15 protein-coding genes are annotated in these 15,529 nt (G+C 37.8%); 10 read left to right on the plus strand and 5 right to left on the minus strand.

All coding sequences use genetic code 11. The features are described from left to right. Positions 1–2: 2 nt before the first annotated feature. Both QBK89_RS13305 and QBK89_RS13310 read right to left on the minus strand, forming a co-directional pair. Positions 3–632: a DUF3267 domain-containing protein gene (locus QBK89_RS13305; RefSeq protein ID WP_284141550.1), complete on the minus strand. Its 630-nt coding sequence runs from the start codon at positions 630–632 to the stop codon at positions 3–5. 51 nt (positions 633–683) lie between these two features. Further along, complete coding sequence (locus QBK89_RS13310; RefSeq protein WP_284141551.1) at positions 684–1,859, minus strand: MFS transporter; 1,176 nt, start codon at positions 1,857–1,859, stop codon at positions 684–686. A gap of 151 nt (positions 1,860–2,010) precedes the next feature. Here QBK89_RS13310 and QBK89_RS13315 point away from each other — a divergent pair, with 151 nt between their 5' ends. From QBK89_RS13315 to QBK89_RS13360, 10 genes are all read left to right on the plus strand, one after another. Then, the gene (locus QBK89_RS13315; RefSeq protein WP_284141552.1) at positions 2,011–2,403 is read left to right on the plus strand and encodes an OsmC family protein; all 393 of its coding nucleotides are present in this window, start codon (positions 2,011–2,013) and stop codon (positions 2,401–2,403) included. Between the two features lie 126 nt (positions 2,404–2,529). Then, positions 2,530–3,324 (plus strand): YfkD famly protein, encoded by a 795-nt coding sequence (locus tag QBK89_RS13320; RefSeq protein WP_284141553.1) that lies wholly within the window; start codon positions 2,530–2,532, stop codon positions 3,322–3,324. Positions 3,325–3,875: 551 nt separating this feature from the next. Next, positions 3,876–5,186 carry a Na+/H+ antiporter family protein gene (locus QBK89_RS13325; protein WP_284141554.1) on the plus strand — a complete coding sequence of 437 codons (1,311 nt, stop codon included), beginning with the start codon at positions 3,876–3,878 and terminating at the stop codon, positions 5,184–5,186. Positions 5,187–5,260: 74 nt separating this feature from the next. After that, positions 5,261–6,046: a delta-lactam-biosynthetic de-N-acetylase gene (gene pdaA, locus QBK89_RS13330; protein WP_284141555.1), complete on the plus strand. Its 786-nt coding sequence runs from the start codon at positions 5,261–5,263 to the stop codon at positions 6,044–6,046. Positions 6,047–6,188: 142 nt separating this feature from the next. Next, positions 6,189–7,772 (plus strand): acyl-CoA synthetase MbcS, encoded by a 1,584-nt coding sequence (gene mbcS, locus QBK89_RS13335; RefSeq protein ID WP_284141556.1) that lies wholly within the window; start codon positions 6,189–6,191, stop codon positions 7,770–7,772. A gap of 438 nt (positions 7,773–8,210) precedes the next feature. After that, positions 8,211–10,358, plus strand: coding sequence for an ATP-dependent Clp protease ATP-binding subunit (locus QBK89_RS13340; RefSeq protein ID WP_284141557.1), 2,148 nt, complete (start codon positions 8,211–8,213; stop codon positions 10,356–10,358). A gap of 183 nt (positions 10,359–10,541) precedes the next feature. After that, positions 10,542–11,423, plus strand: a complete 882-nt coding sequence (locus tag QBK89_RS13345; RefSeq protein ID WP_284141558.1) for a ComEC/Rec2 family competence protein — start codon at positions 10,542–10,544, stop codon at positions 11,421–11,423. A gap of 237 nt (positions 11,424–11,660) precedes the next feature. Then, complete coding sequence (locus QBK89_RS13350) at positions 11,661–12,038, plus strand: GntR family transcriptional regulator (RefSeq protein WP_284141559.1); 378 nt, start codon at positions 11,661–11,663, stop codon at positions 12,036–12,038. Next, positions 12,028–12,885 carry an ABC transporter ATP-binding protein gene (locus QBK89_RS13355; protein WP_284141560.1) on the plus strand — a complete coding sequence of 286 codons (858 nt, stop codon included), beginning with the start codon at positions 12,028–12,030 and terminating at the stop codon, positions 12,883–12,885. Before QBK89_RS13350 ends, QBK89_RS13355 begins: the two co-directional genes overlap by 11 nt. A gap of 2 nt (positions 12,886–12,887) precedes the next feature. Next, the gene (locus QBK89_RS13360; RefSeq protein WP_284141561.1) at positions 12,888–13,589 is read left to right on the plus strand and encodes a hypothetical protein; all 702 of its coding nucleotides are present in this window, start codon (positions 12,888–12,890) and stop codon (positions 13,587–13,589) included. A gap of 39 nt (positions 13,590–13,628) precedes the next feature. Here the strand turns inward: QBK89_RS13360 and QBK89_RS13365 are convergent, their stop codons facing one another. Genes QBK89_RS13365 through QBK89_RS13375 form a run of 3 tightly spaced genes read right to left on the minus strand, consistent with a single transcriptional unit; the run spans position 13,629 to position 15,514 of the window. Continuing rightward, positions 13,629–14,405: an ABC transporter permease gene (locus QBK89_RS13365; protein WP_284141562.1), complete on the minus strand. Its 777-nt coding sequence runs from the start codon at positions 14,403–14,405 to the stop codon at positions 13,629–13,631. Further along, positions 14,405–15,313: an ABC transporter ATP-binding protein gene (locus QBK89_RS13370; RefSeq protein WP_284141563.1), complete on the minus strand. Its 909-nt coding sequence runs from the start codon at positions 15,311–15,313 to the stop codon at positions 14,405–14,407. Before QBK89_RS13370 ends, QBK89_RS13365 begins: the two co-directional genes overlap by 1 nt. After that, on the minus strand, positions 15,314–15,514 hold the full coding sequence (locus QBK89_RS13375; protein ID WP_284141564.1) for a PLD nuclease N-terminal domain-containing protein: 201 nt from the start codon (positions 15,512–15,514) through the stop codon (positions 15,314–15,316). Between the last annotated feature and the right edge of the window lie 15 nt (positions 15,515–15,529).

Consider the following 15,529-nt stretch of genomic DNA (forward strand, 5'->3'; position numbering starts at 1 on the left):
TTCTACTGTTGATGGTTAATCTCCTCTTTCCAATAGGTCTTGCTTCCATTACTAATCAATTTTGCTCCTTTTGGTACCTGCACGAATAAAAGAATAAGATTAAGTATATCGACTGAAGAAGCCATCGCATTAACTAATATTATGATTTTAAAAGCAGGTGTTAAGATTCCTAACAGACTAAATAGGATTGGTAGGAAAATTGAAATTATAACAAAAGGAGATATTGTAATTAATAGATATCTTGACCTTGACATCACTTCTTCTGTTAGAACGTAGCCACCAAATAAAGTAAACCCAATAAATGTTTTTTTAGATTCAATAAAATTAGGGATAAACACTAAATGAAGAAGTTCGTGTATAACGATAAGTAAAAACAGCGAAACAATCCCAACTAAATTGATTGATATGGATAGCGAATCTGAAGTTGGATCAATACCAAACTCCTTCAATGAAATAGACGAGAAAATCTCGATCACACCAACAGTAATGAATGCATTGAAAATCATTAATGGAATGGATAAGAGAATAGCTCTTCCTACACTTTTAGGCTCTTTTAATGGATTCCAACCATTCTCAAGTAGCTTTATATGTTTTTTATTATCCACCTTTGGTATTCCGATTTTTATTTTCATTCAATCACCTCTCGACTTTGTGATTTTACTCCATCCATTTTTATGTTTATATCAATTAATTGCTAATTCGCTTGTTGTAGGCTCTCGTTTAACGAAAATGACTCCGAGAAGGATCACTAACATGATAACGATAATATAGAAGAAGGACAGGCCTGGAAACCATTCAATGATGATTCCACTTATATAAGGACCTAAAATACTTCCAAGACTAAAGAAAATACCACATAAAAGATTCCCAGCAGGAAGCAGTGCCTTTGGAAGAATATCAGTCATATAGGATATTCCTAAGGAGAACAAAGAGCCTACGAGCATTCCAGATAGCGCAAACGTAATAAATAATACCGGAATGGAATGTTCATATAATGCTGCGACGATAAAGCAAATGATTCCTCCACTAATTACGCCTAATAAAACCTTTCGTCTGCCAAGGCGATCACTTAAAATGCCTAATGGTAATTGTAAGATGATGCTACCAAGCGCAAAAAAAGGAATAATGAAAGCGATGATTTCAAAATCGTGACCGATACGCAGACCATATATCGGAAAAATGCCGTGCAAGGTAGCTTCTAGGAAACCATAGCCAAAGGCAGGTAGTAGCGCTACCCAAGCGATTTTCAATGTGGAAGAAAACCGGTTCCAAGAAGATAAAGAGCTGGTTGCTGCATCCATATCTTGATCTGGCCACTTATTTCGAATGAGAAACATGAAGGACCAAACAAACAGACTAATAAATCCTGAAACGATAAAAGGTAGGGACTCATTAATGGAAAGCAATCTTGTCATTAATGGTCCAAGGGTAAAGCCTAATGCGAAAAACAACCCATAGAGGGAGATGTATTTCCCGCGCTTTTCTTTGCTAGCTGTAGTAGTGACCCATGTCTGTGTTCCGAAATGAAGCATATGGTCGCCAATCCCAATCGTTAAACGTAAAATAAACCAAAACCATAATGATTTCCACAATGGAAATAAGAATAGAGAAAGGAAGACAAGCAAACCGCCGACAAGAATGATTGGCTTAAATCCATATTTTTGCAATGGCTTTTCCATAAATGGCGAAGCAAGCAAGACGCCTATGTATAGTCCGGTTGCATGTAATCCGTTAACTGATGAAGAAACACCACTTTGTTCAAGGATAATTGCAATGAGCGGTAGTAGCATTCCTTGTGAGAATCCTGAAATCGTCACAAGGCTAATTAAAATCGAAAATCGTAGTCTAGATGATGTCATAATGATGCTCCTAACTAAAAAAAGATACGCTTTAAATGTATGATGTTTTCTAAACGAGGTCAATTGGAAAGTAACTTTTCTTGAAAAACGTTATAATGAAATGGAAAGAGGTTATATAGTAAATAGGATAGACAAAGATGGAGGGATGGTTATGAACTATTATTTAAAGGAAAATGGAGTGCGGATAAAATTAGGATACGGGGAACTAGAAATATCTGGCGATGAGGATTTTGGTTTTCGCCCCTTTCAATTAATGGTATCGTCCATTGTTGGATGTAGTGCATCTGTATTTCGAAAAATATTGGAAAAGCAACGAACAAAAATAGAAGATATGATTGTTAGTGCTGAGGTAGAACGAAACCCTGAAGAAGCCAATCGCATCGAACGGATTGCCTTAACCTTCACTATTAAAGGACACCAGCTTGATCCAGATAAGCTTCACAAAAGCTTAGAGGTTGCTAGAAAGAATTGCTCCATGGTACGCTCCGTCGAAAATAGTATTCAAATCGATGAAAAAATAGAAATCATTGAATTATCTCGTTAACTTCTTTTCACACATACGTAGAAAAAATCGCAGGGAAAATATGCCTTTGCGATTTTTTCTGTTTTTTCTTTGTATAATATTTTTCTGGTCGAAAAAACTAGGATAAAAAGAGAGGAATGGACAGATATGAAAATTAAATGGAACATCCTAGTTATCGCTTTTATTATCACCTGTTTACTTTTACCTCCAACTACGAGCGAAGCGAAAGAAAAGAAGAAAAATGACTTTGATATGCCTAGTCATGTTTTATCGATTTCTAAGGAAAATACGTTTCCCAATGCGAATGAAGATCAGGAAGTAGTAGAGCCGAGCGAATTTACGAAGAGCATGATTGATGAGCTAAAGGTGCCAATCGAAAATCCAGATCTGATTAAATTGCTCAATGAAACATCGATAAAGCCTTCCCCCATTTCATTTGGATATCGAGGAAGTGTCTTTTTAGGTAGATGGCCGCTTCATTATAAATCTACAGAAACCACGGTAAATTGGGAATACCAGAAGATTAATTTGAACGAGCTAAACAATATTGGTGGCGATACTGTTCAAAAGCTAAACTATGTGCAGCAAAGCCAGTCGGAAATAAAAGGCGCGTTAACGAATAAAATTTCCAAGCCAAGCGATGTAAAACGAATGATGCTGTTGAAGGCGAAGGAAAAGACAAAATTACCACTCTCGTATCGTACCATCATTGGAAAAAATACAAAAAAGGAAAACGCCTATAATGTTCCCGTTCAAAAGTATGGACAATTAACGGCCTACGCTCCTGCTTTGAGTGAGAAGGGAGAAGTAACCTTTGGTGAAGTCTATATTCAACTAAAGGGATCGAAAAAATCATTAGAAATAAAAAATGTAACAAAGCAAGGAATTGGTGCATGGATTCCAATTCATGATCATATCTCCTTTTCATTTCAACTCAAATAGCGGAGCAATCAACAAGCGGGTGTTCACCTTGAAATGTGTGAATACCCGTTTTACGGTTATCGGGCGAGCTGCCAACCAAACTCGAGCGAGAACCACCCAACTCGATCAAGAAAGCGCCTGAAACGATCAAGAAAGGGCCCAATTCGATCAAGAAAGCGCCTAAAACGATCAAGAAAGGGCCCAATTCGATCAATAAAGCGCCTAAAACGATCAAGAAAGGGCCTAAAACGATCAAGAACCACCCCAATTCGATCAAGAAAGCGCCTAAAACGATCAAGAACCAGTCCAACTCGATCAAGAAAGCGTCTAAAACGATCAACAACCGCCCAACTCGAGCGAGAACTACGCAAACTCGAGCGAGAACTATCCAAACTCGATCTAAAAGCCTCCCATTTCGAGCGATCCCCACCTCTACTCAATCGATAACCATTCATTTTTCCACATTAATAGAAATACATATTTAAAAAAGGGGTTGCAAAAACTACTTTAATACTTTATCATAGTAAAGTATTAAAGTAACGCTATAAATACACATCATAGGGGGAAGAAACATGGAATGGGTAGTTATCGTTTCCGTTTTAGTTATGACAATTCTCAGCTTGCTTCGGGTAAATGTCATCATAGCAATTATTATAGCTGCGTTGATAGCAGGATTAATGTCAGGGTTATCTTTAGTAGAATCCATTGACATGCTTGTTGCAGGTATGGGAGGACAGGCAAATACTGCGCTTAGCTATATATTATTAGGTGCTTTTGCAGTAGCGATAAGCTACACAGGGATTACCTTAATATTAGTAAATTATTTGATTCGCATTTTAACTGGAAAGAAGACAATACTTCTTTTGGCAATCGCTGGTGTTGCTTCTTTATCGCAAAACTTAGTACCGGTTCATATTGCTTTTATACCTATATTAATTCCACCGTTATTAAAGCTTTTTGATGATATGCGCATTGATCGTCGCGGAGTAGCGACAGCATTAACCTTTGGCTTGAAAGCTCCATATATTATGATTCCGGCCGGCTTCGGATTAATATTTCAAGGAATTATTTTGGATTCGATGAAAGAAAACGGTGCTACCATAACAGCTGGTCAGGTATCGTTATCGATGCTCATTCCTGGGGGAGCAATGATTGTTGGCTTATTGATTGCCGTTTTTATTACGTATCGCAAAGGAAGAGAGGCTGTTCCTGAAGCTGGAGGAGCGGAAGAAGCGATACAAGTGGAGAGTACTGGAAAGGTTACCTTTAATCAAAAGCACGCTTTTACATTAGTCGCAATTGTTGCAGCGCTTATTGTTCAAATTTGGACAGGTAATTTAATTGCGGGTGCGCTAACAGGGTTAATTTTAATGTTTGTCATGATTGTTGTACCGTTCAAAAATGGTGATAAAATCGTCGCAGATGGAATTGGGATGATGGGAACCATTGCGTTCGTTATGCTCGTTGCTTCTGGTTTTGGCAATATTTTAAAGGAAACGGGAGCAGTTGCAGCACTTGTAGAAGCATCGTCAGGATTGCTTGGAAATAATAAGGTAGTGATTTCATTTATTTTATTACTTGTTGGCTTATTAGTAACGATCGGAATTGGCTCTTCCTTTGGGACGATTCCTATTGTTGCAGCTTTATTTGTTCCTATTTGTATTGCGGCGGGCTTCTCGCCAATGGCTACCGCGTTGTTAATAGGAACAGCAGGTGCGTTAGGGGATGCGGGATCACCAGCATCTGATAGTACACTTGGACCAACCTCGGGACTGAATGCAGATGGAAAACACCATCATATTTGGGATACATGTGTGCCAACATTTTTGCACTATAATATTCCGTTATTCTTATTTGGTTGGATTGGATCAATTTTTCTATAAAGAAACAAAACCCCTGTATTGAATAATTTTCATACGAAACGGAAAAAGTAAGAAAAAAATACAGGTGGGATGATATGCGGAAAATAATCACTGTTCTTGCACTACTATTTGCAATGATAGGAAACCTCCATGTAATAGAAGCTAGTAGCTATGGCTGGGGTTATAAAAAAAATAATGACAATCAAGTGCCGGAAATCGGAAAATATCAAGCAATGCTTGAAAAATATAACGCCTATTATGCTGATTTATCCGGTAAAAAAAACATCTATTTAACGTTTGATAATGGATATGAGGAAGGATATACGGAAGCGGTATTAGATGTGTTAAAGAAAGAGAAGGTGCCAGCAACTTTCTTTGTTACTGGTCACTATGTGAAAAGTGAACCAGAATTAGTAAAGCGGATGGTAAAGGAAGGTCATATTATCGGCAATCATTCCTATCATCATCCAGATTTTACAATCATTACGAAACAAGCGATTCAAGAGGAATTAGAAACGTTAGAGGCAGCTGTTGCACGGATAACAGAACAAAAGGATTTAAAATATTTACGCCCGCCTCGTGGTCTTTTTAATGAGCAAACATTAAAATGGTCGAATGAATTAGGTTATATTCATGTGTTTTGGTCATTAGCCTTTAAAGATTGGAATGTAAATGATCAAAAAGGCTGGCGGTATGCACATGAGCAAATTATGAATCAAGTACATCCTGGAGCCATCGTTTTATTACATGCGGTATCAGCAGATAATGCAGAAGCGCTATCGCATATTATAAAAGATTTACGAAAGCAGGGGTACCAATTTAAAAGTCTCGATGACCTCGTATTAAAGGAGACGGTACCAAAAGCGTTATATGGTTTATAAAAAAAGTATCATAAAGAAGAAGTAAGAGCGAACGAAAATAAGTTATGTCTCTACTTCTTTTTTTATGCTTAAAGAATTTTTATTTAAAATTTTCCGAACTTTTGTTATACTGAAGAATAAATGCCAAAAGGGGTGAAGGGGAATGAATAAGGAAGATTTAATTGCTCCAGAGTTGTATAACATTGTATCGGAAGTAGAGAAGCATGCATTGAAAACAAATCAAAAAGCATTGATTTGGCAGGATGAGGAAGGTTTGACGAAGGAGATAACTTATGCTGAATTAATGCGAAATGTAAACAAAATTGGAAACGTTTTCTTAGAGTGTGGTTTAAAACAAGGAGACAAAATTCTTATTATGATTCCACGGCTTATTGAAGCTTATGAGGTATATTTAGCGGCTTTAAAGCTAGGCATTGTTATTATCCCCAGCTCAGAAATGTTAAAAACAAAAGATCTCCAATATCGTGTATCCCACGCAGATGTAAAAGCAGTGGTTAGCTATTATCCATATGTAAGCAATTATCAAGCAATAGAAGAATATAATCAGCTAGTAAAGTTCTCGGTCGGTAAGCCAGTAGATGGTTGGCTCTATCTTGATGGTTTACAGGAAGATGCGTCAGAAGACTTAACAGGCGCGAATACGAAAAGGGATGATATTGCTTTTTTACCTTATACATCGGGAACCACGGGCAATCCTAAAGGTGTCGTACATACGCATGGATGGGGATTCGCACATTTAAAAACTGCTGCTGAAAACTGGCTTTGTATCGAAGAAGGAGATAAGGTGTGGGCAACAGCTGGACCTGGATGGCAAAAATGGATTTGGAGCCCCTTCTTATCAGTACTTGGCTCAGGTGCAACAGGCTTTGTTTATTACGGGAAATTTGACCCGAAGAAGTATTTAAGCTTACTTCAGGATGAGGAAATAAATGTGTTATGCTGTACGCCAACAGAATATCGGCTAATGGCAAAGGTAGACAATCTTGCTGACTATCAATTACCAGCACTTCATAGTGCGGTTTCGGCAGGAGAGCCTTTGAATGTAGAAGTAATTAATTTGTTTCGAACGTATTTTGATGTTACCGTTCGTGATGGTTATGGACAAACAGAGAATACGCTATTGCTTGGAATCATGAAGGATATGGAAGTGAGACCTGGATCAATGGGGAAGCCGACACCAGGAAATGATGTTGACATTATCGATGAATTTGGCGCCCCAGTAGCAACAAACGAAGTAGGAGATATTGCTGTGAAATTAGATAGCCCTGCATTGTTTCGCGAATATTATAAGGATGAGGAACGAACGCATATGTCGCGTCGAGGCGTTTATTATGTAACAGGCGATCAGGCAAAGAAAGATGCGGATGGCTATTTTTGGTTTGAAGGACGGAGCAATGACATTATTATTAGCTCTGGTTATACTATTGGTCCATTCGAGGTGGAGGATGCATTAATCAAACACCCTGCTGTGCAGGAATGTGCAGTGGTAGCAAGTCCAGATGAGATCAGGGGTAATATTGTAAAAGCATTTGTCGTCTTAAGGGAAGGGTATAATGAAAAAAGCGACGCATTTATTCAAGAGCTTCAGCAGCATGTAAAGGAGCTAACGGCGCCGTACAAATACCCTCGTGAGATTGAATTTATTGAGGAGCTACCGAAAACGACATCTGGAAAAATAAGAAGAGTAGAGTTACGACAAAAAGAAAAAGTAAAACGATCACAGTGATATAAACAAGCCGTCAGATATCTGGCGGCTTTTGACTGTCTAAGAAATTATAAAATTGCTTTCGTCGGGAGAACGGTTTATCAATAGTCACGTCTAACTCCAAGCTGCGAGGTGCGCACACGCCAATAATTTTCATCATCTCTCTTGATTTCTATAGCAAGGTTACGCCGCTGCAAACAAATATATATCATAACCTCGTACTAGAAATAATTCTTAAAAAATAAAACAAACCTCTTGAAAGTCAAAATAGGTCAGAGTATAATAAAGTCAGAAGGTCAAAGATGGTCAAATCCTTCAATCCAATTCTACGGATTAACAATAAGATGCAAAATATTTGCTTGCGTTTTATTATCCGTGTTAGATTACATCAATAAGGTCAAATATAGTCAAAGTCAAACAAACTAGATTAAATAATATATACATTAGGAGGAATGAAAGATGAAATGTCAACAATGTGGTGTCAATGAAGCTACTGTTAACATGACCATGCAAATGAACGATGAGAAAATGCAGCTTCATCTTTGTAATGGGTGCTTTAGAGAGGTACAAGGGAAAATGATGAATCCAGGCTCCTTTTTCTCTGATTCCTTCTTTAGTGGCAATGCAAATGATATGTTTGCTAACCATTATGCACAAGGGAATGGTCAAGGAGGAAGTAAAATGGGAACAAGAACTCAGCAACGTGGAAATAATGGCAATGGCTTGCTAGATCAGCTAGGAAAAAACCTTACCCACGCCGCACGTGCTGGATTGATTGATCCTGTTATTGGTCGTGACAACGAAGTAAAACGGGTTATTGAAACATTAAATAGAAGAAATAAAAACAACCCTGTTCTTATTGGTGAGCCAGGTGTAGGAAAAACAGCAATTGCTGAAGGATTAGCTTTAAAGATTGTTGAAGGAAACGTACCTGGAAAATTAGCGAATAAAGAAGTATATTTGCTTGATGTCGCATCACTTGTTGCAAACACAGGTGTTCGTGGTCAATTTGAAGAACGAATGAAGCAATTAATTAAAGAGTTACAAAATCGTAAGGATGTCATCTTGTTCGTGGATGAAATTCACTTATTAGTTGGCGCAGGTACAGCAGAAAGCTCACAAATGGATGCTGGAAACATTTTAAAGCCTGCTTTAGCCCGAGGTGAAATGCAATTAATTGGGGCAACGACATTAAAGGAATACCGTAAAATTGAAAAGGATGCTGCATTAGAGCGTCGCTTCCAACCAATTATTGTAAAAGAACCAACAACAGAAGAAGCAATCCAAATTTTAAATGGAATTAAAGATCGTTACGAAGCCTTTCATGAGGTTCGTTATTCCGAGGAAGCAATCCAAGCTTTTGTTACGTTATCTGCTCGCTATATTCAAGATCGATTTCTTCCAGATAAAGCAATTGATTTAATGGATGAAGTCGGTTCTAGATTGAATTTGGCAAACGCTGAAAAAGACTCGAATTCCTTAGAAAAGCGTCTTCAGGAAGTCATTAAGGAAAAAGAAGCGGCAGCTGAAAAAGAAGACTATGAACGAGCGGCGAACTTACGTTATCAGGAAATTCAGTTGCAAAAACAGCTTGAAAAAGCAAAAGGCGAAGAGCAAGTCATTGATGTGGATGTTTCTGATATCCAATTAATTGTTGAAGAAAAAACCGGAATTCCAGTAACGAAGCTTCAAGCAGATGAACAGGAAAAAATGAAACATATTGCAACAAACCTTGGCAAAAAAGTGATTGGACAAGAAAAAGCCGTCGCACAAGTTGCGAAGGCAATCCGTCGCAGTCGTGCTGGTTTAAAGTCAAAAAAACGCCCAATCGGATCTTTTTTATTCGTTGGGCCTACAGGAGTAGGGAAAACAGAGCTAACAAAGGTATTAGCAGAAGAATTATTCGGTTCCCGCGATACACTTATTCGCCTTGATATGAGTGAATATATGGAAAAGCATGCTGTATCAAAAATTATTGGCTCACCTCCAGGATACGTTGGTCATGAGGAAGCAGGTCAGCTAACCGAACGAGTTCGGCGTAATCCGTATGCGATTGTATTGTTGGATGAAATCGAAAAGGCACATCCTGATGTTCAAAACATGTTCTTACAAATTATGGAGGATGGGCATTTAACAGATTCGCACGGTCGCACGGTAAGCTTTAAGGATACGGTAATTATTATGACAAGTAATGCTGGTACAGGTGTGAAACAAATTAATGTAGGCTTTAATAAGGATGCCCATGAATCTGTATCAACATTGGAAAATTTAAGTGCTTATTTTAAGCCTGAATTTCTAAACCGTTTTGACTCGATTATTGAGTTTAATTCTCTTTCTGAAGAGCATTTAGTTCATATTGTCGATTTGATGCTTCATGAGCTTGAAGAAACGATGGAGGAATCAGAAATAGCTATTACAATTACAGATGAAGCAAAGCATGAGCTTGCTCGTCTTGGCTATGATGCACGTTTTGGAGCTAGACCATTACGTCGGGTTATTCAAGATAAGGTAGAGGATCAAATTACAGACCTTCTGCTTGAAAACGGCGAGGTAAAAGCAATCCATATTGACGTGCGAAATGACGAAATTGTCGTTACAAATAAATAAATATCATGAACCCTTTTAATGGGGGCAGATTACTATATCTGTCCCTGTTAAAGGGATTTTTTAATGGGCTAAATAATGCTTTTTCTACTGCTTGGACTTTATTAACATTTCTGCGTGTAAATAATAACGTTCCTTTTTTCATAAACTACAGAAGTAGCTTTTAGACAGAGAAAAGGATGAATAATGATGCAACTTCATAACCATTTTTTTACCATTATTTGTAGTATAGCGTTTATTTTCTATCCATTCACAACGCAAGCTAGCGCGCCTCCATTTGGAGAATTAAAAGTGCATTTTATTGATGTAGGACAAGGGGATAGTATGCTAGTGACAACTCCAACGAATAAGCATATTTTGATTGATGGTGGCCCACCTGGATCAGGAAATAAAATCATTGCTTATTTAAAGAAACAGGGAATACGCAAATTAGATTTGCTGATTGCAACACACCCCGATATGGATCATATTGGCGGCCTACCTGATGTTATGAAAAAAATAAAAGTAAAAAAAATCCTGGATTCAGGAAAGCTACACACAACGCGAGCCTACCGAAAATATATCCGGGAAATTCATCAACGAAAAATCCCACTAGAAATTGCACAGGAAAACACTTCAATTGACATAGATCCACAGGTGCAAATACAAATCTTAAATGCATATAAAAAAGGAAAAAATAATAATGAATCCTCCATTGCTTTAAAAATTGGGTATAAGGAAATCGATTTCTTATTAATGAGTGATGTTGAACGAAAGCAAGAAAAGAAATTCATTAAAAAATTTAACGTAGAGGCAGAAATTTTAAAGGTTGCCCATCATGGTTCACGAACAAGTAGTTCATTTGCTTTCTTAAAGCATGTACGACCACGCATTGCTATTATTACGTACAGTAAAGAAAATGATTATGGGCATCCTGTTCACCGCGTTATAAGAAATTTATACAAGCTAAAGACAGAAATATATTCTACTGCTGTTTATGGAGATATTGTAATCCATACGAATGGAAGAGATTTCTATTTAATTCCGGAAAAAAGTCCCCTCGAAGGCATCGACAGTGATGCAGGGTAATAAACTGTTCTTTGTTCATCAAGCAAAGAGCAGTTTTTTGGTGGTTGAAAAGGCATGTTACAGAAAAAACTTAATCAGCTCTTAGCGCCAAATTTACGCTATGTCTATAATAAGTCGTCCAATCTCCCTATAGTAATGTTCACTTTGCGCTTTTCTTTCTTTTCCCTATTGACAATCCTTATTTTAAGTTATATGGTTAGTTACATAAGTAATGAACCAAATAACAAAGGTGATAATATGAAAAATAAATTGAATGAAAATAAACCAATCTATCTGCAGATAAAGGAACAACTAGAGGACTCCATTATTAATGATTCATTAAAGCCAGGTGAACGTGTTCCTTCTACCAATGAATTTGCAGCATTTTATCAAATTAATCCAGCAACTGCAGCAAAAGGTATTAATGAACTGGTCACAGAGGAAATCTTGTATAAACGGAGGGGCGTAGGAATGTTTGTAACTGATAAAGCAAAGGATCTATTAGTTTCGAAACGAAAGGAAAGTTTTTATGAAAACTTTATAAAGCCACTAAAAGTAGAGGCGAGCAATTTAAGTATTCGTCCTAATGAACTAGTAGAAATGGTGATGAGGGAGGAGCAGGGAAATGAAGATTGAAGTGAAAAATTTACAAAAGCAATATGGGAAAACGCTGGCGCTAGATGATATTTCCTTTACGCTAGAGGAACCTAAAATTTATGGCCTTTTAGGGCGGAATGGTGCAGGGAAAACGACGTTTATGGAAATATTATCTGGGCAGATTCTTTCTTCAGGGGGAGAGATTCGAATTGATGGAGAAAAGCCATTTGATAATCAACGGTTAACTGAGTCAATTTGTTTAATACAAGAAGGTAATAATTTCAAGAGAGACTTAAAGCTAAAGCAAGTGCTGCGAATTTATGCTGCATTTTATCCTACGTGGGACAATGATCTTGCCTTTCAATTAATGGAGGAATACCAGCTTGACGCGAATAAGAAGGTGAAGTCGTTATCAAAAGGTATGGAATCCGCACTTGGGATTATTGTAGGGTTAGCAAGCAAAGCACCAATTACGATTTTTGATGAGCCTTATATTGGTTTAGATGCGGCTGCGCGAAAAAAGTTTTATCAAATTTTATTAGAAGCGTATGAAGATGAAAAGCGGACAATTATTTTTTCTACCCATCTTATTGATGAGGTCAGCTTATTATTTGAAGAAATTCTAATTCTGGAGCAGGGAAAGCTACTGTTGCAAGCAGATGCAGAGCAGCTCCGAGACAAAGCTTGTGCAGTGACAGGACCAGTCCATCAGGTGGAGCAATTTATAGCTGGAAAAGAAGTCATTAAGAAAAAGAAGCTTGCAGGGATGATGACGGCGTACTTATACCAAAACGCAGAAGTGGCAAAAGAAACCGGATTAAAGGTTGAAAGTATACCGATACAAGATTTAATGATTTATTTGACAGAAGCAAAGAAGGGGGCTTAAGGATGGGACGACAAGTAAAGGGATTATTATACTTTTTTACAGCAGATAGTATGCGCACATTAGCCATTTTCTGGGGTATCCTATCAGGTACATTACTGCTTAATCTCGTTATTGCTTATTTTTTAGTTGATGTAACGGATACGAGGATGCTCTTCATTATCCCATTTGGAACGTATATTTTCTGCGCTATTTTTGGCTTTGTTACCGTTAAACAATGTATTCCATTTGCAATAAAAATGGGGGCAACTCGAAAAAATATCTATGCTTCCATTGGTATCTTTTTTCTTCTTCTTGCGATTTTCAAAGCAGTGCTATCTAGTACGATGCAAAGTGTGCTGATGTTCCTTATTGACTTGTTCCAAATTAAAACATTTTCACTCGTGCATCCGGCAGCACTTTTACAAGACACATGGCTGACTCGAATTGTATTAGATGCATCGATGATGGTTCTCATTTTGACGATAATGTTTTTTGTTGGCTTAATCTTTTATCGTTTTGGCTTATTAGGTGGCGGTGTATTTTCTGGGGTTATCGTGATTGTAATGCTACTAGGTCTAGCTAAAGGAACGATTTTTGATGTGGCAACCCAGCTCTATAAAAATATAGACATGACTTTGTTTTATCAAATTAGCTTCATTGCCTTCCTTTTATATGTATGTACATGGATATTTATACGTAAAATTACAGTCCATGGGGCAAAATAAAAGCAAGTCCCCGACAAGAAGCGTGCCGGGGACAACATATTAGTTTGCCATTTCCTTTGTTTTAAACGTATAGACAGATGCAATTAACAATACAAGTGAAATGACAACTGTTATAAGTGATGTGATTGCCAAGTCTCGTGTTACTTCGTGAATCAGGAGTAGCTCATGAATATGGCTAGCTAAGTTGTTTGGACTCCATGTAAGATAGGTGCCAAAAATCTTTGTAATAAGGCTCATTGCCATAATGGTTGTAATCGTCATAAAAGCGACTAAGCCAGGCGATTTAAAAAGGGTGTTAAAAAATATCGATAAGGTTACGACTAATGTGAGCCATAGTCCATAAAAGAAAACGACCTGCAACATGGCTACAAATGATAGCTCACCAAAAAGAAGATTAACATAGTACCAGCTTCCAAGCATCCCAACAAATAATCCAATCCAGACGAGAAGCAAAAGTGCCGTCCATTTTGCAGTAATATAATTCACATGGCGTACAGGCTTCACTAGTAGTAGCTCCAGAACACCAGATTTACGTTCATTGGCGATTACTCCCATTGACATAAGCACGATGACGAGAACTCCGAGGCTACTTAGTTGCGCAATACTCATCATTATTGCTTCGTTTGCTGTTGGTGTAGGCATTTCAAACACGGCACCTTCAGGTAGTCCACCAACAGATTCAATGATTTGTGGCATGAAGTAGGTGGAGATCGGGTCCATGATAGATAAAAGCACGAGCACTAATGGCACCCAAATCCACTTGAAATTACGCCAGTTTTCGAGTAATTCCTTTTCAAATAGAGACATCCATTGCATTATTGCTTCACCGCCTTCATAAACATTTCTTCGAGCGTCACTTGATTAATAGAAAAGCTTGTTAATGGCCAGTTGTGCTGAGAAGAAAGAGCTAAGATTTGCTTACGTGCTTCTTCTATATCTTGGGAATGAACATGTAGAATGTTTCGTTCGATATAGCTATCTTCTATGGCTGATAATGCATTAATTTTTTCTTGATAGACTTTCATATTATTTGTAAATGTAAGCTCCATTTTTGAGGTTTGATATTTTTGTCTTACATTATCGATCGAGCCTGCTTCAATAATTTTTCCCTTATTTAACAAGAGAAGCTCATCACTTACTTCGCTAGCATCGGATAAAATATGCGTGGAGAATAGAATGGTCATCTCTTGTTTTAATTCTTCCAATAATGTAAGTACGTCTCTACGCCCAATTGGATCGAGAGAGGAAACAGGTTCATCGAGCATTAATAGGCGAGGGCGGTGAATAATCGCTTGTGCTATGCCTAATCGCTGCTTCATTCCCCCAGAGTATTTTCGGATATGTTGATTTTTTGCATCAGCAATGCCAACTTTTTTCAATAACTGTTCTGCACGTTTACTTGCTTCGGCTTTTGATAAATAGGCAAGCTGTCCGCTATGAACGAGAAATTCTTTGCCAGTCATCCATCCGTGGAAAACAGGGTATTGCGGAAGATAGCCGATAAAAGCTCGAATATCTTCCTCTTTTTCATTTCCCGCAAAAGAAATTTCACCCTTGCTTGGCTTTACTAGTCCTGCTAATATGCGAAGAATCGTTGTTTTCCCTGCTCCGTTTGGACCAATTAAGGCGATGCATTTCCCAGGCTCAAATTGGAAGCTAACGCTATCTACTGCGGTATTTTTTTCATAGACTTTTTTCAGGTTTCGAACAGTTAGCAAAGCCATTTATCGTTGTCTCCTTCCAATTACGAAATAAAAGATTGGACCAATCGTATTGAGAAAAATGATGACGAAGAGCCATAGCCATCGAGATCCGTTCGTTTCTTTTGTGCGAAACCAATCAATAAGCGCTACGATCATTAAGATTCCTTGTATCACGATAAAGGGGGCAATTATTCCCCAGTTTATCTCTTGTAAAACGTCCATGTTTTTCCCTCCTCA

This window comes from Virgibacillus sp. LDC-1 (assembly GCF_030137545.1).
GTDB lineage: Bacteria > Bacillota > Bacilli > Bacillales > Amphibacillaceae > LDC-1.

Bases quoted from the DNA above. Each gene is read 5' to 3' on its own strand.
- QBK89_RS13315 (WP_284141552.1), top strand. From the start codon at position 2,011: ATGAACTATTATTTAAAGGAAAATGGAGTGCGGATAAAATTAGGATAC.
- QBK89_RS13355 (WP_284141560.1), top strand. From the start codon at position 12,028: ATGAAGATTGAAGTGAAAAATTTACAAAAGCAATATGGGAAAACGCTG.
- QBK89_RS13370 (WP_284141563.1), bottom strand. From the start codon at position 15,313: ATGGCTTTGCTAACTGTTCGAAACCTGAAAAAAGTCTATGAAAAAAAT.
- mbcS (WP_284141556.1), top strand. From the start codon at position 6,189: ATGAATAAGGAAGATTTAATTGCTCCAGAGTTGTATAACATTGTATCG.
- QBK89_RS13320 (WP_284141553.1), top strand. From the start codon at position 2,530: ATGAAAATTAAATGGAACATCCTAGTTATCGCTTTTATTATCACCTGT.
- QBK89_RS13305 (WP_284141550.1), bottom strand. From the start codon at position 632: ATGAAAATAAAAATCGGAATACCAAAGGTGGATAATAAAAAACATATA.
- QBK89_RS13345 (WP_284141558.1), top strand. From the start codon at position 10,542: ATGATGCAACTTCATAACCATTTTTTTACCATTATTTGTAGTATAGCG.
- QBK89_RS13350 (WP_284141559.1), top strand. From the start codon at position 11,661: ATGAAAAATAAATTGAATGAAAATAAACCAATCTATCTGCAGATAAAG.
- pdaA (WP_284141555.1), top strand. From the start codon at position 5,261: ATGCGGAAAATAATCACTGTTCTTGCACTACTATTTGCAATGATAGGA.
- QBK89_RS13340 (WP_284141557.1), top strand. From the start codon at position 8,211: ATGAAATGTCAACAATGTGGTGTCAATGAAGCTACTGTTAACATGACC.
- QBK89_RS13365 (WP_284141562.1), bottom strand. From the start codon at position 14,405: ATGCAATGGATGTCTCTATTTGAAAAGGAATTACTCGAAAACTGGCGT.
- QBK89_RS13360 (WP_284141561.1), top strand. From the start codon at position 12,888: ATGGGACGACAAGTAAAGGGATTATTATACTTTTTTACAGCAGATAGT.
- QBK89_RS13310 (WP_284141551.1), bottom strand. From the start codon at position 1,859: ATGACATCATCTAGACTACGATTTTCGATTTTAATTAGCCTTGTGACG.
- QBK89_RS13325 (WP_284141554.1), top strand. From the start codon at position 3,876: ATGGAATGGGTAGTTATCGTTTCCGTTTTAGTTATGACAATTCTCAGC.
- QBK89_RS13375 (WP_284141564.1), bottom strand. From the start codon at position 15,514: ATGGACGTTTTACAAGAGATAAACTGGGGAATAATTGCCCCCTTTATC.